The organism is Pseudomonas sp. DD1 (assembly GCF_044510355.1).
Taxonomy (GTDB): domain Bacteria; phylum Pseudomonadota; class Gammaproteobacteria; order Pseudomonadales; family Pseudomonadaceae; genus Aquipseudomonas; species Aquipseudomonas shahriarae.
The window spans coordinates 318947-345853 of sequence record NZ_MSAJ01000035.1 but is presented as its reverse complement, the minus strand read 5'-3'; the positions used below and the strand labels follow the sequence as shown (position 1 = coordinate 345853).

Annotated in this window: 16 protein-coding genes; 7 read left to right on the top strand and 9 right to left on the bottom strand. The window is 60.3% G+C overall.

Translation table 11 applies throughout. The annotated features are described in order from the left end of the window. The first annotated feature begins 5 nt into the window (after window positions 1–5). Entirely contained in the window at window positions 6–746 is a 741-nt protein-coding gene (locus PSFL_RS23075) for a molecular chaperone (protein ID WP_397470519.1), read from the top strand. Here the strand turns inward: PSFL_RS23075 and PSFL_RS23070 are convergent. Then, window positions 743–3832, bottom strand: a complete 3090-nt coding sequence (locus tag PSFL_RS23070) for a transglycosylase domain-containing protein (protein ID WP_397470518.1) — start codon at window positions 3830–3832, stop codon at window positions 743–745. The genes PSFL_RS23075 and PSFL_RS23070 overlap by 4 nt on opposite strands. Before the next feature lie 616 nt (window positions 3833–4448). Here PSFL_RS23070 and PSFL_RS23065 point away from each other — a divergent pair. Further along, on the top strand, window positions 4449–5867 hold the full coding sequence (locus PSFL_RS23065; RefSeq protein WP_057958570.1) for an amino acid permease: 1419 nt from the start codon (window positions 4449–4451) through the stop codon (window positions 5865–5867). A gap of 51 nt (window positions 5868–5918) precedes the next feature. Here the strand turns inward: PSFL_RS23065 and PSFL_RS23060 are convergent, their stop codons facing one another. Both PSFL_RS23060 and PSFL_RS23055 read right to left on the bottom strand, forming a co-directional pair. Further along, complete coding sequence (locus tag PSFL_RS23060) at window positions 5919–12407, bottom strand: NEL-type E3 ubiquitin ligase domain-containing protein (RefSeq protein ID WP_397470517.1); 6489 nt, start codon at window positions 12405–12407, stop codon at window positions 5919–5921. A 62-nt stretch (window positions 12408–12469) separates the two neighbouring features. Further along, window positions 12470–13606, bottom strand: coding sequence for an OpgC domain-containing protein (locus tag PSFL_RS23055; RefSeq protein WP_115128918.1), 1137 nt, complete (start codon window positions 13604–13606; stop codon window positions 12470–12472). 262 nt (window positions 13607–13868) lie between these two features. On the opposite strand from PSFL_RS23055, the gene PSFL_RS23050 reads away from it, so the two are divergent. The 3 genes from PSFL_RS23050 to PSFL_RS23040 are packed head-to-tail and all read left to right on the top strand — an operon-like array spanning window position 13869 to window position 16763. Then, window positions 13869–14243: a GtrA family protein gene (locus PSFL_RS23050; protein ID WP_115128917.1), complete on the top strand. Its 375-nt coding sequence runs from the start codon at window positions 13869–13871 to the stop codon at window positions 14241–14243. Further along, window positions 14240–15187, top strand: coding sequence for a glycosyltransferase family 2 protein (locus tag PSFL_RS23045; RefSeq protein ID WP_397470516.1), 948 nt, complete (start codon window positions 14240–14242; stop codon window positions 15185–15187). The genes PSFL_RS23050 and PSFL_RS23045 overlap by 4 nt, the downstream gene beginning before the upstream one ends. After that, the gene (locus PSFL_RS23040; protein WP_397470515.1) at window positions 15174–16763 is read left to right on the top strand and encodes a glycosyltransferase family 39 protein; all 1590 of its coding nucleotides are present in this window, start codon (window positions 15174–15176) and stop codon (window positions 16761–16763) included. Before PSFL_RS23045 ends, PSFL_RS23040 begins: the two co-directional genes overlap by 14 nt. 4 nt (window positions 16764–16767) lie before the next feature. Here the strand turns inward: PSFL_RS23040 and PSFL_RS23035 are convergent, their stop codons facing one another. Continuing rightward, entirely contained in the window at window positions 16768–17052 is a 285-nt protein-coding gene (locus tag PSFL_RS23035) for a putative quinol monooxygenase (RefSeq protein ID WP_057438320.1), read from the bottom strand. Between the two features lie 12 nt (window positions 17053–17064). Beyond that, window positions 17065–18684 carry an FMN-binding glutamate synthase family protein gene (locus PSFL_RS23030; RefSeq protein ID WP_057438323.1) on the bottom strand — a complete coding sequence of 540 codons (1620 nt, stop codon included), beginning with the start codon at window positions 18682–18684 and terminating at the stop codon, window positions 17065–17067. Between the two features lie 233 nt (window positions 18685–18917). Here PSFL_RS23030 and PSFL_RS23025 point away from each other — a divergent pair, with 233 nt between their 5' ends. Beyond that, window positions 18918–19190 (top strand): type B 50S ribosomal protein L31, encoded by a 273-nt coding sequence (locus tag PSFL_RS23025; protein WP_057958577.1) that lies wholly within the window; start codon window positions 18918–18920, stop codon window positions 19188–19190. Between the two features lie 12 nt (window positions 19191–19202). On the opposite strand, the gene PSFL_RS23020 is transcribed toward PSFL_RS23025, so the two are convergent. The 4 genes from PSFL_RS23020 to PSFL_RS23005 all read right to left on the bottom strand — a co-directional run bounded on the left by PSFL_RS23020 (window position 19203) and on the right by PSFL_RS23005 (window position 25287). Next, complete coding sequence (locus PSFL_RS23020; RefSeq protein ID WP_397470514.1) at window positions 19203–20603, bottom strand: ATP-binding protein; 1401 nt, start codon at window positions 20601–20603, stop codon at window positions 19203–19205. Window positions 20604–20605: 2 nt separating this feature from the next. Then, window positions 20606–22411 carry a DAHL domain-containing protein gene (locus PSFL_RS23015; protein WP_273879172.1) on the bottom strand — a complete coding sequence of 602 codons (1806 nt, stop codon included), beginning with the start codon at window positions 22409–22411 and terminating at the stop codon, window positions 20606–20608. After that, window positions 22408–23349, bottom strand: a complete 942-nt coding sequence (locus tag PSFL_RS23010; RefSeq protein ID WP_181818304.1) for a cytochrome-c peroxidase — start codon at window positions 23347–23349, stop codon at window positions 22408–22410. The genes PSFL_RS23015 and PSFL_RS23010 overlap by 4 nt, the downstream gene beginning before the upstream one ends. Window positions 23350–23412: 63 nt before the next feature. Continuing rightward, entirely contained in the window at window positions 23413–25287 is a 1875-nt protein-coding gene (locus tag PSFL_RS23005; RefSeq protein WP_057444419.1) for a bifunctional diguanylate cyclase/phosphodiesterase, read from the bottom strand. A gap of 252 nt (window positions 25288–25539) precedes the next feature. On the opposite strand from PSFL_RS23005, the gene PSFL_RS23000 reads away from it, so the two are divergent. Beyond that, on the top strand, window positions 25540–26886 hold the full coding sequence (locus PSFL_RS23000) for an HD domain-containing phosphohydrolase (RefSeq protein WP_057438331.1): 1347 nt from the start codon (window positions 25540–25542) through the stop codon (window positions 26884–26886). Window positions 26887–26907: the final 21 nt, after the last annotated feature.

The window sequence follows — 26907 nt, the reverse complement described above, 5'->3', positions numbered from 1 at the left end:
TGGTTATGAAATACGTTTATGCAGTACTGGGCGCGTGGCTGTGGTCCTTCAATGCCTATGCCGGGCCGGCCATCAATGTCGGGGATTTTTACGATTACTTGAATGGCGACAAAAACACTTATCTCAAGCGCGTGTTCAATGGCGGCACCAGCACCGCGTTCGTCAAGATCAATGTCACCGAAATGCTCTACAAACCCGATGGCAGCTACGACGAAGTACCGCTCAAAAGCCAAGGCGACGGCATGGTGCGCGATGGCCTGATGGCCAGCCCGGCACGCTTGATCGTGCCGGCCAATGCGATGCAAAGCACGCGCTTCCTGTTTATGGGCGAGCGGGACCGGGAGCGTTACTTCCGGGTGCGCTACTTGCCCGTGGCGCCGGAAAAGGACGATGACTTTGGCGTCAGCGACGAGGACCGCGCGGCGTATGAGGCCTCATTGACGGCAGGTGTGCGGGTGATGTCGGGGTACGGCACGGTGTTCTTTGTGCGGCCCGAGCACAGCCGTTTCGATACCCGCACCGAAAACGGTGGCCGCACCTACACCCTGCGCAACGCCGGCAACACCGTCGTGGTGGTGGATGAGTTCAAGGACTGTTCGGTAGCGGATCGCACGGACTGCGCCCCTGTGACCAAGAACCATATCTTCCCGGGGCGGGTGTTCAGCTTTGAAAAACAGGCCGGGCGGACCTACCGGTTTTTCCTGGTGGAAGGCAGCTCCGAGAGAGTCGTCGAGATCAACGGCTAGGGCGCGCGGCACAAGGTGTGGCCAGCGGGCTGCAAATAGGGCGTCAGCACCGGCGCCATGCCCTTGAGCACCTGTACCGGCAGCGCCGAGGTAAACGTGAAATTCTGCGCACCGTTGCCGGGGACAAAGGCGGTCAAGGTACCGAAATGCCGGTCGCCGATATAGAACACAAACGTCGCCGTGCGGTTGATTGCCTTGGAACTGAGGACGCGCCCGCCGGCGCCAATGGCTTCGATGCGATTATCCCCGGTGCCGGTCTTGCCGCCCATGGCCAGTGGCGTGCCGTCGGCCAACTTGAAGCTGCCCGACAGCCTTTTTGCGGTGCCCGCGTCCACCACCTGGGACAGCGCACTCCGTAGGGCTGTGGCGACTTCGCTGGGCATCACCCGCTTGCCTTTATCGGGGTGGTTCACCAGCCGGGTTTCATAGGGCGTGCCCGGGGCGAAGTGCAGGCTATCGATCCGCAGCGTCGGTTCACGTACCCCATCGTTCAGGATCGTCCCCACCAGTTCCGCCAAGGCTGCCGGGCGGTCACCGGAGCTGCCGATGGCGGTGGCCAGGGACGGCACCAGGTGGTCGAAGGGATAGCCAACCGCCTGCCAGCGCTGATGAATATCGAGGAACGCCTCAATCTCCAGCATGGTGCGGATACGGCTGTCCCGGGCGCTTTTGTGGCGGCTCTTGAACAGCCAGCCATAGACTTCCTGGCGCTCGTACTGGCTGGCGGCGACGGCCTGGGTGAAGGTGGCGTCGGGGGTGTTCAGCAGGTAGCCGAGCAGCCACAAGTCCAGTGGGTGGACCTTGGCGATATAGCCTTGGTCCGGCAGGTCATAGGCGCCGGGGCCGTAGTCTTGATAGAGCTTTTCCAGGCGCGCATCGGTGAGTTTTTCCGCGGCCTTGGTGCCGGTCAGATGGGAGCGCACAAAGCTGTTGAAGCTCTGCTGGCTGGCCTGGGGCAAGAGGTACCGGTGCACGGCGGCCAGGCGAATGGCGGTGGGGTGAATGCTGTCGAGAAAAGTCGCTAGCCGGGCCTGGGTGTCCTTGTTGCGGTACTTTTTCCAGAACCGCAGCAAAAAGGTCTTGCCCTCGCGGTCGGCAAACTGGGCCAGGTATTCCTGGCGGCGCGGGTCGTTGTCGTCCTTGAGCAACTGGGCGCTGTTGCCCGGTGCCTGGTAGGTGCTGTAGCGCACCAGGTCACGCATCAGCCGGATAAACGGCAGGTTGATGGATTCGCGCAGGGCATCACGCAGGGTCGGGTTGCGGCCATTGTCTTCGTTGCGAAAGTTATTGAAGTGATGCAGGCCGCCGCCGGTAAAAAAACGTTCGCCGGGGCTGGCGGAGTACTGCCGGTCGAGGGCCGCGTCGAGCATGTTCGCCAGGCTCCGGTCGCTGTTTTGCACCAGGTAATCCACGGCCCAGCGGGACAGGCGGTCCTGCTCGTCGAACACGACTTTTTTCAGCGCGGCGGGCGTCTGCCCGGCATAGCGCGCGTGCAGTTCGCCGATGATTTGCAGGTAGGTGGTGAGCACCCGCAGCTTGGCGGTGGAGCCCAGTTCCAACTTGCTGCTCTCGTTGATATCGAAGGGTTGGTCGGTGTTGTCGGTTTGCACCCGCACCCGGGCGCCGTCGGGTGTCATTTCGTAGAGGTTGAAGCTGTAGCGCACCTGAGCGGTGCTGGCCGCGGTCAGCAGGCGCGGGCCGAGCAGGCCGAGTTGGCCGGCGACGCTCGGGTCTGCCAGGCGCTTGAGGTACTCGGTGGCCTGGGTTTGCAGATCGCTTTGCAGGGTACTGGTGGCGGCCAGGTCGAGGCGGTCCAGGTCGTACAGCGGACGGTTGAGCAGGGCGGCCAGGCGGCTACGGGCGACGCTGATGCCTTTGTTGGTTTCGATTGGCCGGAGGGTGGGTTGCTGCTGCCAGTCCCGGTAGTTGACCTGACTGGCCAGGGCCGCCGTGGACAGTGCCGGTTCGATCACGCCGTTCTGGGCCAGCAGGCGGATATGGCTGTCGGTGAGCTGCGCCAGCTCATCGCGGCCCTTGGTCAGGTAATGGGACGGGCGGCGCTGGGCAATCATCAGTGACAGCACTTCACGCAGGGCCAGGCCTTTTTGCGCCAGGGTTTGCGGGTCGCTGCCGGCGAGCAGGGCGTTGGTCTGGTTGAAGTCTGCGCCGTACCACACCCGCAGGCCCTCGGCCATGCCATGCACTTCGCCATGCCCCGGCACTGCCGACAACGGCACGCTGTTGAGGTAATCGCGCACGAGGTTTTGCCGTGCCTTCAGTGTCTGCGGACCATTCTGATAAGTGCGCACACTGGCGGAAATCATCTGACGAATTTTTTCGCCGCCGGACAGGGTCAGCCCGTCGGGGGAGTGGCGGTACTTTTCCAATTGCGTGGCGAGGGTACTGCCGCCCGCCGTCTGGCCGGGCAAGTGCAACACTTTGGCGACCTGGGACCAGGCCGCCTTGGCAAAGCGCGGCCAGTCCACGGCGGGGTTGGCCTGGGGCTGGGCGGGGTTGAGCAACTCGCGGTTTTCGATAAACAGCAGGCTGTTGACCACCAGTGGCGGGATGTCGGCAAAGGAAGGGTAGAGCTGCTGCGGGTAGCTGAACTGGTACAGCGCGGTGCCACGGCAATCGGTGATCGACAAGCCCGCCTGAACTTTCTCGGCATAGGGCACGAACAGGCCGTGGCGGGTGTAGTTCATCAGCGCGTCGGAGAAGCGCGCCTGGGACTGGATCAGGTAATCGCGCTTGAGCAGCCTGGGTAAGAAGTCACCCAGGGCGCTGTAGCCCAGGCGCTGATCGAACGGGCCGGCACCGGGGTAGACGATGGCATCGCTGGGGCCGGGCTGCACGCTATAGGTCAGGGTCGCCGCCAGGCGACTGAACTCCCGCGCCTGCCACTTGGACGTGCGCACTTCCCGGGAAGCGGCAAACCCCAGCGCGATCAGGCCCATTACCAGCAACAACCACAACATACGCCAGGCATAGCGTCGTTTGCGGGGCTTTTGGGGCGGTGGCTGTTCATCCGGGCTGTCGGTTGGCACCGCAGCCTTGGTCGAATTGGTTTGCCACAAAGCACCCATAGTCGATTGATCCATTCACGCAGATTGATCGGACTTGTCTGAAGCTTAGACGCTGGTTGGCGTGTGGGAAGGATTTGTGTGGAGTGTGAGATTTTGGCCGAATGCACGTGGCGGGGTGCGGGGGGATCTACCTATCTCTCGTGTGCTGGTGTTTGGGTAGGTGTGCATATCCGTTGTTTACAGCCAGCCCTCTGAATGTCTGCAAACACCGCGAGCGGTGCTCAGGCAAGGGGACAAGCCCCCGCGCCAGCACACCGCAGGGGAGGCCCGTCCTAGAGCCATCCCCACAGGTAAATCCGCCAAAGGTAGGGGCATGACTGTGCACCATCCTTGTGCAATACTCGCCGCCGTTTAATGAAGGCAATTCCTACATTGCCCAGGTGATGCTCCTCCGTAAAAGGCGCTTTTACCGAGAGTTCTCGCTGAATCTTGCTGTTTATTGAGTGAAAAGCCCTGCTCATGGCTTTTTATACTGCACCCCCGCTGAGCGGGCCCGGTTTCTAGGGCCAGGCAGGTTTGCCCAAAAGGCAGCCTGGCAGGAGGGCGTCGTGGCGATCCGCCGTGATGCCGGACACTCGGTGGTTCATATCCAATAACAAAATGAGGTTGTACCCCTATGCCTGTTGGCAACCATCTGCCCCATGGCGAGACCGCTCAAGGCGGTCCGCTCAAACGCGAACTCGGCGAACGGCATATTCGCTTGATGGCGCTCGGCGCCTGTATCGGTGTCGGTCTGTTCCTCGGTTCGGCCAAGGCCATCGAGATGGCCGGCCCGGCAATCATGTTGTCCTACATCATTGGTGGTCTGGCGATCCTGGTGATCATGCGCGCCCTCGGTGAGATGGCCGTACATAACCCGGTGGCCGGTTCCTTCAGCCGTTATGCCCAGGATTACCTCGGCCCGTTGGCGGGCTTTCTTACCGGCTGGAACTACTGGTTCCTCTGGCTGGTGACCTGCGTTGCGGAAATCACCGCCGTTGCCGTGTATATGGGCGTGTGGTTCCCCGATACGCCGCGCTGGATCTGGGCCCTGGCGGCTCTGATCAGCATGGGCACGATCAACCTGATCGCAGTAAAAGCCTTCGGTGAGTTCGAGTTCTGGTTCGCCCTGATCAAGATCGTCACCATCATTGCCATGGTTATCGGCGGTGTCGGCATCATTGCCTTTGGTTTCGGCAACGACGGCGTGGCGCTGGGGATTTCCAACCTGTGGGCCCACGGCGGCTTTATGCCCAATGGCGTGCAGGGCGTGTTGATGTCCCTGCAGATGGTGATGTTTGCCTACCTCGGCGTGGAAATGATCGGCCTGACCGCCGGTGAAGCGAAGAACCCGCAGAAGACCATCCCCAATGCCATCGGCTCGGTGTTCTGGCGCATTCTGTTGTTCTACGTCGGTGCGTTGTTCGTGATCCTGTCGATCTACCCGTGGAATGAAATCGGCACCCAGGGCAGCCCGTTTGTGATGACCTTCGAGCGTCTTGGCATCAAGACGGCTGCCGGCATCATCAACTTCGTGGTGATCACCGCCGCGCTGTCGTCGTGCAACGGCGGGATCTTCAGCACCGGGCGCATGCTCTACAGCCTGGCGCAGAACGGCCAGGCCCCGGCGACCTTCGGTACCACCTCCAGCAACGGCGTGCCGCGCAAGGCCCTGCTGTTGTCGATCTTCGCCCTGCTGCTGGGGGTGTTGGCCAACTACCTGGTACCGGACAAGGTCTTCGTATGGGTCACCTCCATCGCCACCTTCGGTGCGATCTGGACCTGGGTGATGATCCTGCTGGCCCAGCTCAAGTTCCGTAAGAGCCTGAGCCCGGCCGAACAGAAGGCCCTGAAGTACCGCATGTGGCTGTACCCGGTCAGTTCGTACCTGGCCCTGGCGTTCCTGGTACTGGTGGTGGGCCTGATGGCTTACTTCCCGGATACCCGCGTGGCGCTGTATGTGGGCCCGGTGTTCCTGGTATTCCTGACCGTGCTGTTCTACGTGTTCAAGCTGCAGCCGACCCAGGACGGTCTTGGCGCGCAACGTTCGGCGTAATCCCCTGACCCCTGGCCTGCCTGTTTGCTTCACAGGCAGGCCAGTCGCGCTTCAGACGTGCATCAACGTCCGTTGCGTGCCCTCGGTCAACTGACGCACAAGGCGGTTCTGTTCGGCCGTTTCCTCGTCGAGCAGTTGCTGGTGGCGGGTCCAATACTCATCCGAGTCCTTGGTCGGAAACTCCTGATTCAGCGCGCCGACTTTGTAAGCGATGGTGCCCTTGACGGTGAAAAACGCTTCCGGCTCGCTGCTGGCCAGATACTCGATCCAGAAGTCGGTCATCAAGATTGCTTCCTGCAACGCCGGTGACTGGCCGAGTGCCCGCAGACTCCTGCGCGCTTCATTGACCACCTCGTCGGTGACGTAATCATCCACGGTGTACAGCAACGCCAGTGGATAAAACGGCAGGTTGAATTCACGGGCCAGTTTGTCCCGCAGGTAAACGGTGACCTCGGCGGGGTCGACTTCAAGCCCGGCCTGCTCGCGCTCAAGAATAAACCGGTCGCAAAAGTGATCCAGCTGGTTCAGGTAAAAGCAGCTCTTGGCCAGCTCTAGCAATGCCCTGTCGGCCAGGTAACTCCTTGGCTGCTGCTTGGCCTGATGGATCCGGTGATGCAGCTCCATGTTGGTAAATGCCAACAGGACGCTGTCGCCGCAATTGCCTGAACCATAGGTATTGAGGCAGACCGCGTTGCGCAGTTGCGTCGACTCGCCCATGGCGATCAGCAAGGTCCAGACCCGCTCGGTCAGGCGCGCCCTCGATGCCGTGTGGCGATAGGCGTGGGTCCGCTTCAGGTCACGCAGCACCCGGAACACATCATCGGCCCTGGCGGTTTCATTCGCTTTCAACTGTTCCCACAGCTCTCGGCGGGCGGGCACGTCTTGTGCCGCGACGGCTGTCAGCCAGGTGTCGAGGTCGTTTGCCGCTACGGGAGCATGGGCCGGTGTGCGAAGTTGCCCGCCCAGGCGGATGCCGGTATCCAGGCGGTATGTGTCGATGCGCGCCAGGGTCTCGGCGGACAACGGGTTTTCATGGAGCAGGGTGTTGCGATTGGCAGTTTGCAGCCATGGGTTGGTGAAAACCTCTTCAGGGATGGTGGTGATCCCGTTTGCCTGCAAGTGCAGTTCTGTCAGGCTTGGCAGGGCGCTGGCGCCGATGGGCCACTGAGTGATGCCTGTATTGGCCAGGTGCAAGGTAGTCATCTGCAGCATCCGGCTGACATCCGGTACGAGGGTCAGGTCCGGATTATCGTTCAGATCGAGTTTCTGCAGGTTGACCATGCTTGCCAGGCGTTGCACAGACTCTTGGGTCAAGTGCAGGTCGTTGTCGTTCAGGTCAAGGTGGGTAAGTGTGGTCATGTCGGTGATCGCCTGAGGCAGTTCAGTCAGGCGACAATCAATGCGCAATGCCTTGAGCTGGGTGAACTTGCCAAGAAACTCCGACCCTGTCGCAGGGAACGCATTGCCGGTAATCCGCAGGTATTCAATGTGATTGAAGCCGGTGGTGCCCGTCAGGAATGACGCAGGAGGCAGGCCTTCGTCGTCCAGTTGCAACTCCAGCGAGGGCACGTTGAATAGCCCGGCGATGTAAAACGTAGCGTTTTCCTGACGCCATGCGCTGCGCAGTTGGTAGGCAATATGGCGTCGCCTTCCGCGGTTCATGCCCAGGGGATCGTTGAGCTCGTTGTCGGTCGGCAACAGGGTTTCACTCCAGCGCGACAGCTCCACATCCATGGCCTGATACTCCGCCTGGCGGCGTTCCAGCTCGAGCAGTTTTTCTGGGTCGCTCATGTTCAATGACTGCAGCAGTCGCCGTGCATCGTCATTGTTGAAATGGGGGTACAGCTCTTGGACCTTGGCCACCAGGTCCGGTGGCCGGGGGCCGCGAAAAGGCCAGATTCGTTGCCATAACGGATACACCAGGAACGAACGGTCAACACCCATCGCCGGTTGCATCCAGGGTTGCAGGTGTGGGATATCCAGCAGGCCCTTGATTTCAATACGGCGGGCGAAGGCCAGTTCGGCAAGCTGGTACTGCAGCTCGGCGATACCGCTTTGGGTGTCAACCTGAATCAAGCTCTGCTCGGCAGCAGACAAGGTACTGAGAATGACCCGCAGCAATCTGTTCGATGGCTGGCCCAGCGGTTCGCCCTGTTGGTCATAGGCCTGATAACCCCGGTTGGTCCTGGCGATCGTCTTGCGTGATGTCCCCACCAGATGCCCTGCCGTTTCCAGCAAGCGTCCCTGGTTGTCCCATTCGCGAATATCAATACGCAGGGTTTTCGGCCAGGCGGGCAGGAGTCGCAGCAGGTACAGGGTGATCCGGTCGCTGTCGGCATTGGCGCAGGCATCCACATACAGGCCTTCGTACGCACGGTTCAGGCGCAAGTCGTGGGCACTTGTGCGCGCCTGCTCCGCCAGGCGCAGGCTCAATTGGTTGTGCTTATGCAGTTGTCTGAGCTCCCGTGACGAGGCCTGGCCCAGGATCGCCTTGACCGTGCTGGTGGGCAGGTCCGGGTGCTTGGCCTTGAAACGCCGCTCTTGCTCGGTGCCGCCGGATTCGCTGCGTCGGTACAAAGACTTGAGGAGTTGCGCCCGCTCCCGTTCGGTGTATTCGACGATCCGGGTGACCAGTTGGACCAGACGCTGCTCGGTGGTCTTGGGGACCTGCCCCAGGAGGCCCTCGATAACGTCATCGTGGGGCACGATGGCCTCGAGCAGCCGGGCACTTTTGAACTGCGCATCGGTGACCGTCACCACCTGGTTGTCGGGCCGCTGGTGCTCGGGGTATTGGTGGGTGACGCGATTATCGCGGTCGACAATCTGCAACACGTGGGTGTCGGGCCATCCGGGCAGGCTGGAAATCACCAGCAATTGCAGGTCCGGACGGGCGAAAGGGTTGCTGGGCAGGGCATACATCGCCTCGATGAACCGGTTGATTTCCTGGTCGATGCGCAAGCGCTTGCACGTATCGGCCAGCAGCGGCGGCGATGCCCGATTGCCACGGTGTATCTGGCGCAATACATGGGGCGGGGTGTCGGTCAGGGCGAGAATGGACGTGGCCATATCCTTGGGGAATGCGTAGTGGTCGCTGCCGAGGCGATAGAGCAGGCTGTGGTCATCCCAGCTCATCGGGTTCTCGCTGGACAGGCGCCAGGCACCTTCACCGTTGTGCTCCAGGGTCGGGGTGTCGACGCCGACCTTTTGCGGGTGCATGAGCCGCCACTTGAATACCCGTCTGTCATAGATGATCCGATACCAGGAGCCAAACAGGGGCAGGTAATGGTCACCGCTGAGGGGAAGCAGGCCCAGGGCATCGAGCTGCAGTTTGTGTGGCAAGGACAGGGTGTGTTCGTACTGCGCCAGCGAACCGTTGGCCAGCCTGACAAAGCCTGAAGGGCCGCGCTGGTTGCTCATGTAGTCGCCCAGGGTAGCGCGCAGGCCCAGGGCATCGGTTTCGCTGCTCATGCTGAGTAGCTGCCGTTCATGGGGTTGCAGCACTGAGCCAATGGCCAGGTAGAAGCTGTCCACCGCCGGTGACACGGCAATCGTGCCGGCATTGCGCATGTCATAGGCCTCGTAGACGCCTTCGCCGAAGTGGCGCAGTTCCACGGTGAGGTCGTCGGGGCCGCTGGAGACATAAGGGCTGGCGATGGTGTCAGCGATCACTTCGGTGATGACGAATCTGCGTTTGAGACGTTGCTGTATCAAGGCGGAAGCGAACTCCCTGGCCCATTGGTCGGCGTCGTTGTTGAACTGACGGGGGTGATACAGCGCGTCGATGGCGGCGTCGATGCGCAGGGCAGTGCGGTGAGTGTCCAGCAACTCATAAAAGGCCGTCGGCAAAAGCCCGCCACGCAGGTAGGCCTGTTGTTGGCTTGGGCTCAGTGGATGCTGTTCCAACAGCCGTTGGAGCAGTGCCGGTGACAATGGGCTGTTGAGGTCGCGCATTTTTTTCAGCAGCGGGGTGACGGCCACCAGGGGCTCTGCTGCCTTGACCGGCAAGAAACGCCGGACAGTGGGGGGCGGCAGTTGCTCGCTTTTTTCATAACTGGCGTAGTTCACCAGGGCCGCGAACAAGGCCGTGCGTTCGCGCCGTGCCAGGTCTGCAACGGCACGGCGCACTGCCATGATCCGCTGGGCGGGCGTGGCATCGGCTTGCTCCGTCAGGCCCAGTTGCGAGGTGTCGGGCTGCAGGCTGATGACCAGGTCCAGCAGGGGTTCGGCGCGGTAGCGCGGCTGGCCGCGATGACGTTCGGCCTGGTAACTGCCGTCTTCGTTGCGCACGATTGTCAGGGTCGTCAATCCAGGCACCCGCTGTTCAGTCTTGCCAAAGGTTTCGATCACTGAGCGTTGTGGGTCGCTGATGCTCAACAGGACTGCGGCGGGCCACTCGGGCAGTTGGGGCAGCAGGCACAGCACCACGCTATCGCCATAGGGGGGCAAATAACCGGCTTCGTGGAAGTGTTCGATAATCTGCTGGATCACCTGATCGGCCTGCAGGCGCCGCACGCCTTCGATCAGGTTCAGGGGGGGCGGTGCGCCGCGCCAGACATTTTCCAGGATGGCGCGGGAGGTGGCGGTGCTGCGCAGCATCCGTTCCAGGTCGACCGGGGAGATGATCGACGAACCATTGTGCAGCATCTGTTGCAGCAACTGCGTATCCGACAGGTCTTGGGTGTGGTGCAAGTCGAAGGTCCAGGCTTGCAACTGCGGGGCAAACACAATCGCAGGCTTGTAGGTGCTGCGGCTGTTCTTGAGCACGTAGCGCTGATTGTGCTGGTCGTGGATGACCTCGGCCACCAGGGTCTGGCGCTCGTGGTGCAGTTTGACGTACTGCCTGCCTTGTACGGTGAACACGCACAGGGCATCGGCACTTTTACCTTCGAGCAGGTATTGCTGGTCATGGGCGTAGTGGCGGGCGTCGGGTTTCCACAATTCATCCACGCCGTCGGGGCGCGTGACCTTGCGCGGGTTACCCAGCTGTTGCAGGTAGTGGAGCATGCGCTGGCGATGGGCTTTGCCGGCAACGCTGATCAAGCGCCCGCTGACGGCCAGATCGGCGACATCGGTCAGGGTTGAAGCGAAGCCGCTGGCGTCGCCCTTGATGGCCTCATCCAGACCTGCGCTGACGCTGTAGGTCATGCTGCCGAGCACCGCCAGTTGCATGACCCGATTCATCCCCGTGACCCCACCGGGCAGGGGGGTGAGCAACAGTTGCAGGACTTCGTTGGCGATAGCGGCGGTGGCGTCCTTGAGCGCTTGCCAGTCGGCTTCGGAGCGGGTGTTGGCGAGGGTGTCGATATCGGCCTGGCAGCGCTGGATCTGGCGATAAGTCAGGGCTTGCAGCAGGGTTTCGGTGGGGCCGGTGGCAGGGTCGGTGGCGAAATGAATGTCGTTGAGCGTCTGTTCCGGGAAGGCTTTGTGAAAGCCGTCATACAGAAGCCCGGCCAGCCAGCTCATGCCCTCGGGGCGTGGTTCCTGGGTCAGCAACGGCCGGAACAACGACAGGCCTACCAGCGGTAATTGGCGGGAAAACCAGCCGAGGTCGCTTTGCTGGTGACTGTCGAGCAACTGCTGGCGAAAATCAGCCTCGGCCGAGCGTGCGTCGGGGTGGTAGCGGAACGCGCCGCCGGGGCGAAAGGGGAAATAGGACAGCACCGCGAGGCTGGCCACTCTGATCAGCAGCAACGGAACGGGAATCGTACTCTGCCAGGGCACAAAGGGCACGGCAATCACGGGGGTGACGCCGGAGGTCAGGCTCAGGCTCTCGACGACCAGGGGCGGCCCGTTGCCCTCGATCAACGCCGTGAGGCTGTCGTATACCGCCTGGGCCATGCCGTTGTGGGCACGGTTGCGCCAGGCGTCCAGCGCATCGAACCGCAACAGTGCCAGCGCCGCCTCGCTCATCAACCGGCGCAGCGTGCCGCTCTCGCCGAGTGTGGCCTTGATCTTTACTTGCAACTGGTGGCCCAGGTCCAGCTCGCGGGCGATGGCGATGAACGCCCGGGCGTTGAGGCTGCGATCGCCATCGGGGCCTACCACGCGGCTGGCGTCCACCAGGCTGTAGCCGGAGTTCTGGCGAATGGCGGAGGTAAAGCCGAAATTCACGCAGGCGGCTTCCCACAAGGTCATGCTCTTGACGTGTTCGATTTCGCGCAGATTGCTATCGGAGCGGCGGGGCACGCGGATGTGGCTGCCCGGCTGACGATCCCAGGGCAAGGCTTGCTCGACCTTTTCCAGGTAGGTGGTTTCGAAGCGGTACAACTGCGGGTCGCGTCCGCCGATCCGATTGCGCAACTGCATCAGGCCGTCTGTCTTGAAGGCCCGGACCACTCGCTCTTTCTCGGTTTCAACCGCCGCCAGGGCTGCGAGAGCGTCGCGTTGCAGCTGCAGAAAGCGTTGTTTTTCCTGGGTGTCCAGGCCATCGAGGGCCTGGAGAACGTTGCGCTGGATCAGCTCCAGCGCCTGTTGTTGGGCCCAGGCGGTACTCGATTGCAGATTGCCAGACAGGCCGTTGAGTAATTGATGAGTCGGCATGTGCTCTACCTTTCACGATAAGTGGAAGGTAGATGGAATCAGCCCGCACCCAGGCTCGGGGGCTAACTATTTAAGGGGCGCTCATCACTGCGCCGGGCCTGGTCCAGTTGCTTGTTGAACTCCAGCCATGCCGCCAGCCCAGCCATCAACGCCAGGCCCAGCAGTGCACTGAATATCTGCATCGGCCAGGCGTCGTCGACCTGGGCGTTGAGCATATCCGCCAGCGGCGCCAGTAAGACCCCGAGGCAGAACACTTCCAGGGAATAGCGACCCATGCGGCAGCTTTGTTGCGCCAGCCAGTTTTGTGTCCAGGCGCGGCCAGGCAGCAGCTTGGCGGTGACATAGGCCAGGGCGAGGAAGTGCAGCAGGCGCACCGGCGACAGATCGGTCTTGCTGATCGGGTACAGCAGGTTGCTCAAGGCGGCGGGCATCAGCTCATCGTGGATCTCGGGCCAGCGCCAGGACACGGTAATCACGCCGGCCAGCAGTGTGTAGGTGGCGGCGGCAAGAAACAGCGGTTGTCGCTGCAACGGCCGGGTCTCAGGTGCATGGGGCTGCCCGGCGCGGATTGCCGCCGCGCCGCCGAGCACGAACAATAACTGCCAGGTCACCGGGTTGAAGTACCACACGCCATCGGCAATCGCCGCCAGGTTCCAGCCCAACTTGGGCGCCAGCAGGTACACCACCAGCGACACCGCCACCACCGCCAGGGGCGCGCGCACAAGTACCGGCAGCACCAGCGGCAAACCGAGCAGCAACACGATGTACAGCGGCAGTGGGTCCATCAGGTTGGGCTTGAAGCGCAGCAGCAATTCATCGGTCAGGGCTTGCTGCGGGTTGGTGATGAAGTGCGTGAGGCCCATTTCCTGGACCAGGTCGCGGGTCTCTACCTTGCTGTTGGCGAAGAAGACGATGCCCATCAGCATCGCCAGCAAGAAAATATGCACCACATACAACACCCAGGTACGGCGCAGGATTTTCAGGCTGACCATCCAAAAACCTTCGCGCTGCAACACTTTGCTGTAGGCCAGTATCGAGGCGTAGCCAGCGAGGAACACGAAGACTTCGGCGGCATCGCTGAAGCCGAAGTTACGCAGGGTGATCTGACCAAGGGGGTTGTGAGGCACGTGATCCCAAAAAATGAAAATCAACGCCAGGCCTCGAAAAAAGTCGATGCGCGGGTCGCGTCCGTTAAGCATGGCTGCGGGCTCTTGAACAGTGGGTTAAATAGTGACCCGTGAGTATCGGCAATGGTCCTGCCGCGCATCGGGCGGGCGCAGGTTGGCGGTATTTGTAAGCAATTGCAAAGGATGGGTATTACTGAATGTCTCAATTTCGGGATGGGATTATACCGTCGGTCGTCTAACCGTCCCCACCTGTTATTTCTGACAGTAGACGAGGTTTTGTCGGCATGGCTTGCTTGCCCATCGACGGCGATGGGCAACGAGGCGCGATGGTGGCATGGGCAGACTATGGATGGGGTTCTCCACCTACACGGTGATCGGCATCGCCAATACGGTGATCCACTGGCAGCTGTTTTTCGTGCTCCGGGCCGCCTTTGATCTGAGCCAGGCCTTCAGCAATTTCCTGGCCTTTTGCGTGGCGGCGACCTTTTCGTTTTTTGTGAATGCCACTTTCACCTTTGGTATGGCGGCTTCGCTGGGCCGCTACCTGCTGTTCATCTTCTGCCTGGGCAGTTTGAGCCTGGCGGTGGGGTGGCTGGCGGATCGCTGGCGCTTGCCCGGGCTGGTCACCGTGGTGGTGTTTTCCCTGGTCAGCCTGGTGTGCGGTTTCCTGCTATCGAAGTACTGGGTGTTCCGCAGGTCCGCCCCATGAGGCTCTCGCTGATCGTGCCGTTGTTCAATGAGCAGCAGGCGACACACCTGTTTTACCGGGCCGTACGCCAGGAGCCGTCGTTGCAGGATCACGAAGTCGAGATCGTGTTTATCAATGACGGCAGCACCGACCGCACGGCTGATATCGCCAGGGATATCGCGTTGGCCGATAGCAATGTGGTGTTGATCAACTTTTCCCGCAATTTTGGCAAGGAGCCGGCACTGTTTGCCGGCCTGGAGTACGCTAGCGGTGAGGCGGTGGTGCCCATGGACGTCGACTTGCAAGACCCGGTTGAAGTGGTCGCGCGCCTGATCGAGAAATGGAAGGAGGGCGCCGATGTGGTCCTGGCCAAGCGTCGTGATCGCTCCAGCGATGGCTACCTCAAACGCCACAGTGCCTCGATGTTCTATCACCTGCTCAATCGCATCGCCTACACCCATATCGAAGAAAACGTCGGCGACTTCCGCCTGATGGACCGCAAGGTGGTGGACGTGATCAAGGCGTTGCCGGAGCAGCAACTGTTCATGAAGGGCGTACTGTCCTGGGCCGGGTTCACCGTGGCTATCGTCGAATATGACCGGGTTTGCCGGGTGGTCGGCCACAGCAAGTTCAATGCCTGGAAACTGTGGAACCTGGCGCTGGAGGGCATCACTTCGTTCAGCACCTTGCCCTTGCGGTTATGGAGTTACATCGGTGCCGGTATTTCGTTATTGGCGCTGGGGTACGCGGGGTATCTGATCATCGCCAAATTACTGTTTGGCAATGAGGTGCCGGGGTATCCGTCGCTGATGACGGCGATTCTGTTTTTAGGCGGTGTGCAACTGATCGGGATTGGCATATTGGGGGAGTATGTAGGGCGGATCTATATGGAAGCCAAGCATAGGCCGCGGTATGTAGTCGCCAATGTAGTGAAGAACCAGGAGACGCCAGATGAGTCAATTTGACGGGGTGGCTATGGGCGTTGCTGATAACTCGAAGCGAACAAAAATTGATATTTCCCTGGCTCTTATAGCGTTCTATTTTTTTGTGTTGTTGGTTTCCGTGGGGGTGCGGTTTGCCGAGTTGGCTGAAACCGGTATATGGCTTGATGAGGCTTTCAGCCTGCTGCTGAGTATGAAGCCGCCTTCTGAAATTCTGTTTCATACGGCCCGTGATGTTCATCCGCCACTGTACTATCTGATGTTACATGAGTGGATCAAGGTGTTCGGTAATGGCGCTTTTGCCGCCCGCAGTCTGAGTGTGTTTTTTGGGGTTGTTTCGGTGGCGCTGGGGATCTGGTTGTCGCACCTGTTGCTCCCTCGACGTGCGGCAATGCTGGCAAGCATATTATTGGCGATCTTTCCGGCGGCCGTTCGCTACAGCCAGGAAGTCCGTATGTACTCGTTCCTGGGGGCTTTGATGCTGGGCGCGACGATTGCATTTATCTACTGGCTTGACCGTCCGCAGAGTAAAGTTCCGCTCGCCCTGTACATCCTGCTGATGGTGGCAGGGCTTTATACGCACTATTTCGCGGCTTTATGCCTATTGTCCCATTGGGCCTATATTTCGCTTCTGGCAACGTCTCGACAGATAAAATATAAGTACCTGTGGAGTCGTAGTTGGTGGCTGGCCAATGGTTTGATTGTGATTTGTTTTTTACCCTGGTTGCCCAGCCTGCTAAATCAATTGACGTATTCGAGGTTGGACTGGATCGCCCAGCCGGGTATTAAGGAATTGGTCGAGCTGACTTGGTTTTTTCTGAACTTCAGTGAAGGTCAGCAGGTGCCTGTCTGGGGGGGTTATGGCCTGGCCTTGGTGGTGTGGATCGCGTCCGTATTTATTTGTCTGTGGGATGCAAGTGAGCGAAAAAATAATGCACTTCTTGTTGTGTATGTATGGTGCCCGATAGCGGCGATCATGCTGGTGTCATTGTTTTGGCCGCTGCTGTATCCACGTTATTTTTTATTTGCCGGGCTGGCGTTGCCTCTCGTCATTGCAATGGCACTGGAGGGCGTGTCGACACGAAGTAAGTCGGCGTTCGTCATCGGTTTGTCAGCGGTTATTCTGCTTGAGTTGAATGGTTTGTGGCATGTGTATAACAAGACGTGTACGTGGTGTTATGAAAACAATCAGCTGGGCGCGCTGGCCGATTATGTTGACCATACTTCGCAGCCGGGAGACGGGGTGTTGGTGCTGGAGCCTTTCATGCACTTGTCCATGATCTATTACCTCAAGAACGAACGTCCTGCGATGCAGTACACACCAATAAACGCGGATGGCACATCAGGGCGTCCCAACGGGTATCAGATTTCCACACTGATTCAAGACAAGGCCGATCAGATCTATGTCGATGACCTGGAATCGCTCACAACGGCCTCAGGCCGACTTTGGCTGATTGATGCCCAGGACCGTGGCACCCTCACGCGAAAGCTTCCTGCCCATTGGCAGTTGCTTGGCACCTATAGGGTAGGTAAGGAAAAAGCCCAGCTTATGGCTATTTGCCCGTTGGCGAGTGGCTGCCAGAAACCGCCTCTTCAATGAGGGATTAAAACCCATCCATCAACAACACCCGGCAAGGCTTGGCCTGATACGCGTTGATCTGCGGCACCAGCCGGGTGAAGTGTTCGGTCTGGCAGTGGGCATCCAGCGCGGCCTGGTCGGGCCATTGCTCGATAAACACAAAGTGCCCCGGGTCTTTCTGGTCGACGAACAAGTCGTAGGCGATGCACAGCGGTTCCTGGCGGGTTTTTTCCACCAGTTCGGCGTACCAGGGGCGCACGGTTTCCAGGTGTTCGGGTTTGATAAAGTCTTCGGCGATCACTTTCAACACAACATTTGTCCTTTAAGCCGCTTCTACTTCATGGGGCTCGAAACTGTCGGCCCGCGCCATTTGCCACATCCGCGAATAAAACTCGCCGTTCACTTCACCGGTCAGCAGTTCCCCTGGCTTGAGGAACACATGCAACTGCGAGAACAGCTTGATCTCGGTGGCCGACATGCGCCGTACCAGGTGTTTGGCCGACAACTGCGAAGGGTGATCCAGGCCGGCCGCCGCGAGCATTTCCGCGAGGGCCTTGAGGGTGTTGCGGTGGAAGTTGAACACGCGCTGGGCCTTGTCCGGTACCACCAGTGCGCGCTGGCGCAACGGGTCCTGGGTGGCCACGCCGGTTGGGCATTTGTTGGTGTGGCAGCTCTGCGACTGGATGCAGCCGATGGCGAACATAAAGCCCCGGGCCGAGTTGGCCCAGTCGGCGCCGATGGCCAGGACGCTGGCGATATCGAAGGCGCTGACGATCTTGCCGCTGGCGCCCAGTTTGATTTTGTCCCGCAGGTTCAGGCCCACCAGGGTGTTGTGCACAAACAACAGGCCTTCACGCAGGGGCACGCCGATATGGTCGGTGAACTCCACGGGGGCGGCGCCGGTGCCGCCTTCCTTGCCGTCGACCACGATAAAGTCCGGCAGGATCCCAGTCTCGAGCATGGCCTTGGCGATGCCCATGAACTCCCACGGGTGGCCCAGGCAGAATTTGAAGCCCACGGGTTTGCCGCCGGACAATTCACGCAACTGGGCAATAAAGTGCATCAGCTCAATCGGCGTGGAGAAGGCACTGTGGCGTGACGGCGAGATGCAGTCTTCGCCCATCATGATGCCACGGGTCTCGGCGATTTCCTTCGTCACCTTGTGCTTGGGCAGGATCCCGCCATGGCCGGGCTTGGCGCCCTGGCTCATCTTGATTTCGATCATCCGTACCTGCGGGTTTTGCGCCTGCACGGCAAAGCGTTCGGGGTCGAAACGGCCGTCGCTGGTGCGGCAGCCGAAGTAGCCGCTGCCCAGCTCCCAGGTCAGGTCGCCGCCGTTTTCCCGGTGGTAGGCGCTGATGCTGCCTTCTCCGGTGTCGTGGGCGAAGTTGCCGAGCTTGGCGCCCTGGTTGAGGGCGCGGATGGCGTTGGCGCTCAACGAGCCAAAGCTCATGGCCGAGATATTGAACACCGACGCCGAGTACGGCTGGGTGCACTGCGGGCCGCCGACTACCACGCGAAAGGCGCTGGGGTCGCTCAACGGGGCCGGGCGCATGGAGTGGCCGATAAATTCGAAACCGGACTGGTACACGTCGATCAGGGTGCCGAAGGGTTTGTCGGCGCTTTCATTCTTGGCCCGCGAATACACCAGCGAACGCTGGGCCCGGGAGAAGGGCAGGGCGTCGCTGTCGGACTCCAGCAGGTACTGGCGGATTTCCGGGCGAATGCCTTCCACCAGGTAGCGGATATTGCCCAGGATCGGGTAGTTGCGGCGCACCGCGTGGGGGCTTTGCAGCAGGTCGAACACGCCGATCAGGCTGAGCACGCCGGTCACCAGGGTCATCGGCCAGAGCCATTCGTGTTGGATAAAGGGGAGGCTGGCGAGGGTGAAAATGACACACACGGCAAAGAATGCATAACGGCTAAGCAACGACAGGCTCATACGGTTTCCTTGGGTTCGGACGCTCTATGACCTGTAGGAGCCTGCTCCTACAAGGTTCTATTCTTTATGCGGTTTCACGGTTCAACACGGGGCCCAGCTTACGGTCGAGTTCCTTGCCGGGGCAACCGCAGAGAACCCAAGCCTCTCTTGGTATTGCAATACGTTCTCGTTTGGGTGCATTATTTACGTTACTGTATAACGTATTAATCCTGCCCAGATGCCCCGGAGGCCCTATGAAAGCTGGTATTCACCCCGACTACCGCACCGTGCTGTTCCACGATACTGCCGCCGATGTGTTTTTCCTGATCGGCTCCACGGTCGACACGGATCGCACCCACCAACACACCGATGGCAACACTTACCCTTACATGGCCCTCGACGTGTCCAGCGCGTCCCACCCGATCTACACCGGGCAGCAGCGCAAGACTCAGGTCGAAGGGCGGATTGCCGGGTTCAACAAGCGGTTTGCCTCGTTTGGCTCCAGCCCCAAGCCCGCTGAAGCCTGAACAGCAGAGGCGTCACGCCGCTGTCTGCCGAATCGGTAGCACCACCCGAAAGGTGGTGCCCCTGCCGACTTCACTGCTCACCGAGATATCTCCGTGGTGTTTCTTGACGATGCCATAGGACAGCGACAGCCCCAGGCCCGTGCCTTCGCCCACCGGCTTGGTGGTGAAAAACGGGTCGAAGATTTTCTGCAGGCTGTGGGGCGCAATCCCGCAGCCGTTATCCGCCACCTCCAGCCACACCCGATCGCCCTCGACCCCATTGCTGAGGGTGATCGTGCCGCGCTCCGGGCCCATGGCCTGGGCTGCGTTGATCACCAGGTTCATCACCACCTGGTTGATTTGTGAGGCCAGGCATTCAATCTCGGGCAGGGGCTGGTAGTGCTTGATCACGTCCGCCTTGTGCTTGAGTTCACTGGCCACGATGTTCAGGGTCGAGTCGATCCCTTGCTGCAGGTTCGCCCATTGCCATTGCTCGTCGTTATCGACCCGGGAGAAGTTCTTCAGGTCTTTGACGATCTGCGTCACACGGCCGATGCCGTCCTTGCATTCGCGGATCAGGATCGGGATGTCCTCTTTGAGGAAGTCCAGGTCCAACTCGTTGCGCAAGGCGCTCAGTTGTTCAAGGCAGTCACCGGGCGCCAAGGCTGCCTCAGCCTGTTGATAGGCGTCGAGCATGCGCTGCAATTGTTTGAAGTCACTCTCCAGCGTGCCAAGGTTGGAGGTGACGAAGCCCACGGGGTTATTGATTTCGTGCGCCACCCCGGCGGCCATCTGCCCCAGGGAGGCCAGTTTCTCCGATTGGATCAACTGGCTTTGTAGCTGCTTGCGTTCGTCGATTTCCTGCTGCAAGGCCTGGCTGGCGAGGGTCAGTGCCTCGGTGCGTTGTTCTACCAACTGCTCCAGGTGCCCGGTCTTCAGGCGAGCACGACGGGCCATGTCCCATTTGGCCGCCAGGGTATTGGCCATCTGCTGGACTTCGATATTGTCGAAGGGCTTTTTCAGGATCAGCAGCCGGTCGTGGGCCTTGAGACGCGACAGCAACTCTTCCCAGGAGTAATCCGAGTAGGCGGTACACACCACCACTTGCAGGTCCGGGTCGACCTTCCAGAGTTCTTCCATGGTCTGTGCGCCGTCCCAGCCCTGGGGCATGCGCATGTCGACAAAGGCCAGGGCGTAGGGGCGTGCTTGTTGCATGGCGGTACACAGTAGTTGCAGGCCCTCCTGGCCGCCATAGGCCGAGTCAAGTTCAAACGGTGGGGCCTGGGGTTTGGCGGCCTCGCCAAACAGTGCGCTTTCCATTTCGTCCAGTGCCGCGTTCTGTTCCATAGGCGGCATGAGGATCTTGCGAAAGTCTTCGTGGATCGACGGGGTGTCGTCAATCAGCAGGATGCGCCGGTTCGGGGGTTGATTCATGGTCAGGTCTCGGCACGCTCAAGAGGGATTTGCAGGGTAAACACGGCCCCCAGGCCGGGCCCATCGCTGTGTGCGGTCAGGTGACCATTCATTTCGATGGCGGCCAGGGCACAGCTGTGCAGGCCGAAGCCGTGGCCTTCCTTGCGGGTGGTAAAACCATGGGTAAAGATCCGCGTCATGTTCTCTGCGGGGATGCCTTCGCCTTCGTCCTTGACGCTGATCTGCAGGGTGTCGCCCTCCACGGCCTGGACCGTCAGGGTTATCTGGCGTGGCCGGTCGCTGAGGTTGGACATGGCGTACTTGGCGTTGCTGATCAGGTTCACCAGAATCAACAGCAACCGGTGTTTGTCGGCCATGACCTCGGGGACCGGCTGATAGTCCTTGACCACGGTGACATGGTGGCGACTCAAGGCCCCGGAATTCATGCGCAGCGCGTCTTCGACCAGGGCGCTGATATGGACCGGTTCCAGCAGCTTGGAGGCGCCAGCATAGGACTGCTGGGTGGAGACGATGTCCTTGATGTGGTCGACGCTCTTGGTCAACTGCACCAGTTCATCGGCCATGCCTTGCTGCTCGATGGCAATCGCGTCCACCAGTTGATTGAGGTATCCCGGCAACATTTTGCCCTTGTCATCCTCCGTCAGGAAGGTGCCCAGGTCATGGGGATGCTCGTTGATCAACTGCATGGCCTTGCCCAGCCCCAGGGCCTTGCTGGCCCGCAGCTTACGGGTGACCAGGTCGGCGGACACATTCACGCTGTTGAGCACGTTGCCGACGTTGTGCAGCACATTCGTGGCGATTTCCGCCATGCCGGCCTGGCGGGCGCTGTCGAGCAGCTCGCTCTGGGCGTCCTTGAGTTCCCGGGTGCGTTCCTCGACCCGTTGTTCGAGGCTTTCGTTGGCGGCCTGCAGGGCGCGGTTGACCCGGTTGATCTCGGCGAAGCTGCGTAACAGGCGAACAGCCAGGTACACCAGTACCAGCATCAATAACGTCGAAAACACCAGCAGGTAACGGTGGTACTTCTGCTCGGTCAGTTCGGCGACCCGTTGATCCTGGTCGAGTTGGTTGGTCATGACGTCCAAGTGCTCGGACAGCGGGATTGCGGCGATGCGCTCAAGCAAACTGTTGACCACCGGTTGCTCACGCAGAATCAGGGCAATGTGCTTGCTGAGAAGCTCGATAGGGCTCTGGAAATCCTCAGGCAGGTGTTCTTTGTTGATCGCCAGTTTGTTCAACCCGACAAGAATCTCTGCGGCCTTGTCATTATTGGCAACCAGCGCGAACTCAAGACTGCTGAGCAACAAGTCGTAGGTGTCGCTGGTAACGTCTTGCAACTGCAGGCGGCTGTTGTCGTCCAGCAGTCCGAACTGCGCCTGGATATCGTCCTCGGCGGTCGGCAGGAAGGCCAGGGAGTTGCGCAGCAAGGCGTTATGGGATTTGAACTGGTCCACCAGCCGCGCTTTTTCCTCGACCGCCGCTCGATAGTTATTCTGTTCCCATTGCCATTTGGTTGGATCGGCATGCTGGTGCAGGTGCTCGCGCGCCTCCAGTTCGGCCCAGAGGCTGTTCATCTCGTTGAGCGGCGCGACCAGCGGGTCGTAGTTGTGGGTCAGGGCGATCCGCGCCTTGAGCACCTCGCTGTCCCATTGCGCGTTCAATTGCTTGATATGGCGGATCAGGTCCCGGGACGGGGTGTAGTTGCTGCTCTGGTCGGTGGAAGACTTGATGTACAAAAAAACCAGGATCGAGGCCAGCACTAAGGTGACGAAACCGAGCAGGGCCAGGCTGGCGCGGCGAGTCAGCTTCATAGCGGCTTGCCCTCCCACTCGCCGGTCAGTGTCTTGAGGAACAGCGCAATCCGGGCCTTGTCATCCGCCGACGGCGTGCGTCCCAACTGGTACTTGAACATCACGTCGATCGCCTCGTCCAGGGTCTTGGCCGAGGCGTCGTGAAAGTACGGGGCGGTGACGGCGACGTTACGCAGGCTGGGCACTTTGAACACATGGCGGTCTTCCTCATCCAGGGTGACCAGGTAGCGCCCCAGGTCCGCGTCCACCGGGTTGCCGCGGTCCTTGAAGTAGTCACCCAGCACGCCGAACTTTTGGTACATGTTGCCCCCGATGTTGACCCCTTGATGACAGGCAATACAACCGTACTCCTTGAAGCGCAGGTAGCCCTGTTTTTCGTCATAGCTGAGGATGTCGGTGTTGCCCAGCAGGTACTGGTCGAAGCGTGAATTGGGCGCGAGCAGGGTGCGTTCGTACGTGGCCAGGGCATTCTGCACGTTGGCGGCCGTGACGCCATCGGGGTACGCCTGGGTGAATGCGCGTTGATACTCAGGCGCAGCGGACAGCGTCGCGACCACGGTTGGCCAGGTGTTACCCATTTCCACGGGGCTGGTCACCACTTGTTCGATCTGTGCCTCCAGGGTGTCTGCCCGGGCGTTCCAAAACTGTTTGAAGTTCAGGCTGGCGTTGAACACCGTGGGCGTGTTGAGGGCCACGGGCTTGCCGTCGAAGCCCAGGGAGAAGGGTTTGTCATCCGCGCCGCCTTTGGCCAGGCGATGGCAACTGGCGCACGACAGGGTGTTATTGATCGAAAGACGCGTTTCATTGAACAGCCGACGCCCCAACTCGACACGGGCGGCATCCAGCACCGGCGTTCCAGGCAGCGGTTTGAGCGCCTCATCGAGTGGCGCTGCGAGTGCCGTTGAGCCGCCCAGCCATACGCCGAATACCAGGCTTATGACCCATGCCGACGGGTAACGCGGTGATGTATTGCTCAACTTCAATTCCTTGTGAGCAGAGAATCATTGATCCGGCATCAGATGATGTGGGCCGGTTTGCAGCAGCCGGGCAAAATCCTCGGCCGCCACGGCTTTGCTGAACAGATAGCCCTGGCCCTCCTCGCAGTGCCGGGCCTTGAGGAACTCCAGTTGTTCGACGGTCTCCACGCCCTCGGCAATGATATTGAGGTCCAGGCTCTTGCCCAGGCTGATAATGGCACTGATCAATTGCATGTCCTGGGTGTTCTCGCCCAGGCCACGAACAAACGACTGGTCGATTTTTAGCACATCGACGGGAAAGCGCCGCAGGTAACTGAGGCTGGAGTAGCCGGTGCCGAAGTCATCAATGGCCAGCCGCACCCCCATTTTTTTGATCTCGTGCAGGATGGCAATAGTGTCCTCGACGTTTTGCATCAATACACTTTCGGTAATCTCCAGCTCCAGCAGGGCGGGCGCCAACCCTGTCTGCTCGAGTATGGTCGCAAGGTTGCTGACAAAGTCGCGCTGACGGAAGTCGATAGCCGAGATGTTCACCGAGACACAAATGGGCGCCAGGCCCTGGGCTTGCCAGCGTTGCGCCTGTTCGCAAGCCTGGCGCAAGACCCACTGGCTCAAGGGCACGATCAGGCCGCTGTCTTCGGCCATCGGGATGAAGTCCGATGGGTAGACCCAGCCATGAGCCGGTTGAAACCAGCGAATCAACGCTTCGGCGCCGACAATCCGCCCACTCTTCAAGTCCAGCTTCGGCTGATAGTGCAAGACGAACTCATCGCGCTCCAGGGCCAGGCGGATAGCGGCCTCCAGGGTCTGCTGCTGGCGCGCGATGAGGTTCATGTCTTCGATAAAAAAGCTGAAGTTGTCCGGCCCCTGTTCCTTGACGTTACGCATGGCGGTTTCCGCCTTCTTGATCAGCTCCACGGCGTTGAAACTGTCATTGGGGTAAATGCTGATGCCAAGGCTGGCAGTGACACGCAGGTCATGGCCCGCCACATGGCGGGTGCGGCCCAGAGCCTTGAGGACCTTCTCGGCAATGCTTTTGGTTTGCTGGGGGTGATGAATGTCGTTGAGGATCATCACGAACTCGTCGGCGCCATAGCGGAACACCGAGTCGGATTTGCGGACCGTTGCCGCCAGGTCCTCGCCGACCTGTTGCAACACTTGATCGCCCACGGGGTGGCCCAGGGCGTTGTTGATACGCTTGAAGCGGTCCAGACCAATAAACATCACGGCCAGTTGAGTATCGTGGCGCCGGCCCAGGGCAATGGCCTGCGTCAGTCGGTCGCCGAGCAACGTGCTGTTGGGCAGGCCGGTGAGGGCATCGTATTGCAGCAGGTGCGAGACCTTGAGCAGTTCCTGGACCCGTTCTTCGATCGTGCGCTCCAGGTTCGACACCTTGAGCAGCGCATCCTGTGCCAACTGCCATTTCCAGGTCAGGGCACTGGCCATCTGACGGATTTCCAGATGGTCGAAGGGTTTTTTCAGGATCAGCAACTGATCGCTGAACTTCAGGCGCGCTTCAATCGCTTCGAAGGAGTAGTCGGAATAGGCGGTACACAGGGCGATTTGCAGGTTGGAGTCGATGTTCCACAGCTGCTCGATGGTCTCCAGGCCATCCCACCCCGGCGGCATGCGCATGTCGATGAACGCCAAGGCGTATGGCGCGCCATCAGCCAGCGCCTGGCTCACCAACGCCAGGGCTTCCTGGCCCTGGTAGGCGGAGTCCAGGGTGTAGCGCTGGTGAACCGCGGGTGCCGTACCGAACAGGCTTTGCTCGATACTTTCCAGCGTCTGGTCAGCGATGGCCTCGGCACAGAGGATTTTGCGGAAGTCCTGATGGATAGAGGCCGTATCGTCGACGATCAGAATGCGTCGGTTTGCATGTTTAGGGCGCTGGCTCATGACCCGGACCCATCGGCATGCAACAACATGGAGGGGTGCATAAGGATTCCTTTCCGCAACGGGTGAGAGGAGTGAGTCAATTGCTGACTCTATGTACAAGCGTAGTCGGCTCCCTTGAATTAGTCGGCCAGTTGGCGTCAAATCAACGGCAGCTCACCCTTTGATGTAGAGCGCTGATTGCCTGGGCAAGCACCGCGCAGTCAACGGCAGGTGCAAGGGTTAAATCTAGTTCAAGTTTGAGTAGGTGTCGCCATGGATGAGCAACTCGCTACAACTTCTCCCTACAGGCCCACGGTTTTGCTGGTCGATGATGAAGAGTCGATCCTCAACAGCCTGCGCCGCCTGCTGCGCGGTCAGCCTTATGACGTCTTGCTGGCCGGCAGCGGTGCCCAGGCGCTGGAAATCATGGCGGCCCAACCCGTGGACCTGGTCATGACCGACGCCCGGATGCCGGCCATGGACGGGGCGACGTTGCTGGCCGAAACCCATCGCCTGTACCCGGCGACGTCGCGCATCCTGCTGACGGGCTACGCCGACCTGACGATGATCATCAAGGCCATCAACGAGGGGCAGATCCACCGCTATATCAGCAAGCCGTGGAACGATGATGAACTGCTCCTGATCCTGCGCCAGTCCCTGGAGCATCAGTTTTCCGATCGCGAAAGGCTGCGCCTGGAGCAACTGACCCGCGAACAGAACGATCAACTCAAGGCGCTCAATGCGACCCTGGAAAAGCGCGTCCTCTCGCGCACCAGCGAGCTGCAACAGACCGCCGACATGCTTGACCTGGCCTACGATGAGCTCAAACGCAGCTACGTGACCGGCACCGAAGTCTTTTCCCTGCTGGCCAACCTGCGCCTGCCCAAGGAAAAACAGACCAACCGCCCACTGATCGAGCTGATCCGGGTGTACTGCCGAGCCCAGTCGATGGATGAGTCCAGTGTGCGCGACCTGACCATGGCTGCGGCGCTGTACAACGTCGGCAAGTTGAGCTGGACCGACAGGATGATGATCGCTCCCGCCGACCTGTTGCACAGTACTGACCGCGAGCTGTATCGCACCTACCCGACCCAAAGCGAATCGCTGCTGATGACCCTGGAGCCGATGAAGGATGCGGCGCGCATCATCCGCCATCACCAGGAACGCTGGGACGGCAGTGGTTTCCCCGACCACCTCAAGGGCGATGGGATTCCGTTTGGCTCGCGTTTGCTGAAGTTGGCGGTGGACTTTATCGAATTGCAGCGCGGCTTGATTCTGGAGCGGCAGATGAACAGCGACGAAGCGTTGCTGTACATCCGCAAATACGCCGGGCGCCTGTATGACCCGGATATGGTGGAAGACTTCGTCCAGGCCTGTGCGGCCTTCCTCAGCGACGTGACCCTGGGCGACCCGACGGTCAAGGTGCTCGGCACGCGGGAATTGGCCGAAGGCATGATCCTGGCGCGCAATCTCAATGCCGACAACGGCATGCTGCTGCTCAACGCTGGCAAGGTGCTGAACCTGCCGCTGGTGGACAAGCTGATCGCCTTTGAAGCCATGGAAGGCGCCAAGTACAGCGTGTTCATCAAGGAGCCTGACGAACCGCTCCCCGCTCAATAAAAAATCACACAACCTGTGGCA